Source organism: Rathayibacter sp. AY2B3 (assembly GCF_002931755.1).
Classification (GTDB): domain Bacteria; phylum Actinomycetota; class Actinomycetes; order Actinomycetales; family Microbacteriaceae; genus Rathayibacter.
Genome location: NZ_PSUG01000089.1, coordinates 1 through 2,206, shown reverse-complemented (window position 1 = coordinate 2,206; position 2,206 = coordinate 1). Strand labels below are relative to the sequence as shown.

The window sequence follows — 2,206 nt, the reverse complement described above, 5'->3', positions numbered from 1 at the left end:
CCGCACGACCGCGTCGGCCAGCAGACGGCCGCGCAGGGTCAGCACGATCCGCCCCCGGTGCGCCGTGCCCGGCCCACCGACCCACGAACGAAGGACGAAGCCACCTGTGGCCGATCACTACGAAGTGCTGGGCGTCGACCGCGACGCCTCCGCCGACGAGATCAAGAAGGCGTACCGCCGACTCGCCCGCGAGCTGCACCCCGACGTCAACCCGAGCGCGGACGCCTCCGAGCGCTTCAAGCTCGTCACGCACGCCTACGACGTCCTGAGCGACGCCCAGCAGCGGGCGCAGTACGACCGCGGTCCCCAGGAGGGCTTCGGCGGCGGCGCCCAGGGCTTCGGCGGGTTCGGCGACATCTTCGAGACCTTCTTCGGGCAGGGCGCGCAGGGCTCGTCCCGCGGACCGCGCTCCCGCCGCGAGCGCGGCCAGGACGCCCTGCTGCGCGTGGAGGTCTCGCTCGACGAGGTCATCTTCGGAACCCACCGCGACCTCGAGGTCGACACGGCGGTGCTCTGCGAGACCTGCCAGGGCTCGTGCTGCCAGCCCGGCACCTCGCCGGTGACCTGCGACATCTGCCACGGCTCCGGCCAGATCCAGCGCACGGTCCGCTCGCTCCTGGGCAATGTGATGACGGCCAGCCCCTGCGGCACCTGCCGCGGCTACGGCACCGTCATCGCGACCCCCTGCTCCACCTGCCAGGGCCAGGGACGCGTCCGCGCCCGCCGCACCATCCCCGTCGACGTCCCCGCGGGAGTCGACACGGGCCTGCGCCTGCAGATGCCCGGCAGCGGCGAGGTCGGCCCGGCCGGCGGACCCAACGGCGACCTGTACCTCGAGATCAAGGTCAAGCACCACGACGTCTTCAGCCGCAACGGCGACGACCTGCTCTGCACCCTCGAGGTGCAGATGACGGACGCGATCCTCGGCTCCACGGCGTCGCTCAAGGCGCTCGACGGCGACATCGAGATCGAGATCAAGCCGGGCACGCAGAGCACCGAGATCGTCACGATCAAGGGCCGCGGAGTCACGCGCCTGCGCGGCAGTGGACGCGGCGACCTCCGCATCGGCATCCAGGTCGTCACCCCGACGAAGCTGGGCCACCGCGAGCGGGAGCTGGTCCAGGAGCTGGCGAAGCACTACAAGCCGCAGAAGCCCGCGCTGACCCACTTCCAGCAGGGCCTGTTCTCCAAGCTCCGCGACCGCTTCCTGGGCTGAGCCCGTGGCGCACCACTACATCGACGAGTCGCTGGACTCCGACGGCTTCGTCGTCGGGGGCCGGCTCGCGCTCACCGGCGCGGAGGCACGGCACGCCGCGACCGTCAGCCGGATCCGCGCGGGCGAGAGCGTCCGGGTCGGCGACGGGCGCGGACTCGTCGCGACCGCGGTCGTCGAGAGCGCGGAGCCGGCGCGGGTGGTGCTCGTCGTGGAGTCGGTGCAGGAGTCCCCGGTGCCGTCCCCGCGCCTGGTCCTCGTGCAGGCGCTCGCGAAGGGCGATCGCGACGAGCTCGCCGTGCAGGCGGCGACCGAGCTCGGGGTGGACGAGGTCGTCCCCTGGCAGGCCGCGCGGTCGATCTCGCGGTGGTCCGGCCCGAAGGAGGAGAAGGGGCGCGAGCGCTGGCGCGCCATCGTGCGCGAGGCGAGCAAGCAGTCGCTGCGCCCCCGGGTGCCCGAGGTCGCGCCGCTCGAGCAGGTGCGCGGTCTCGTCGCGCGCGCCGCGACGTCCCGCGTGCTGGTCCTCGAGCCCTCGGCGCACGCGCGGCTCTCCCAGGTGGTCCCGGACGGACGCGACCTGGTGCTCGTCGTCGGTCCCGAGGGCGGCATCGCTCCGGAGGAGCTGCGGCTGCTCGCGGAGGCGGGCGCCGAGGCCGTCGCGCTCGGCGACTCCGTCCTGCGCACCTCGACCGCCGGGCCCGCTGCCATCGCGGTACTCTCGGCCCGCCTGGGCCGCTGGTGACGCTCCTCCACAGCCGCCTCGGAGCGCCGGAGCAGGGTGCCGTGGGCGAACGCGGCGCCCGTCGCGCACGGGCCCCGTTTAAGATGAGTGCATGAGCGAACCCACCGTCTTCACGCGCATCGTCCGGGGCGAGATCCCGGCCGATGTGGTGTTCGAGAACGAGCGCATCCTCGCGATCACCGACATCGAGCCGAAGGCGCCCGTCCACCTCCTCGTCTTCCCGAAGACCCAGGAGCACGCCACGGTCGCCG

Annotated in this window: 3 protein-coding genes; all 3 read left to right on the top strand. The window is 73.3% G+C overall.

Translation table 11 applies throughout. The features are described from left to right. Positions 1-106 precede the first annotated feature (106 nt). Entirely contained in the window at positions 107-1,216 is a 1,110-nt protein-coding gene (gene dnaJ, locus C5C24_RS17360) for a molecular chaperone DnaJ (protein WP_104251191.1), read from the top strand. Positions 1,217-1,220: 4 nt separating this feature from the next. Further along, complete coding sequence (locus C5C24_RS17355; protein ID WP_104276575.1) at positions 1,221-1,955, top strand: 16S rRNA (uracil(1498)-N(3))-methyltransferase; 735 nt, start codon at positions 1,221-1,223, stop codon at positions 1,953-1,955. A 91-nt stretch (positions 1,956-2,046) separates the two neighbouring features. Continuing rightward, the coding region (locus C5C24_RS17350) for an HIT domain-containing protein (protein ID WP_146082666.1) at positions 2,047-2,206 on the top strand (160 nt) is incomplete at its 3' end.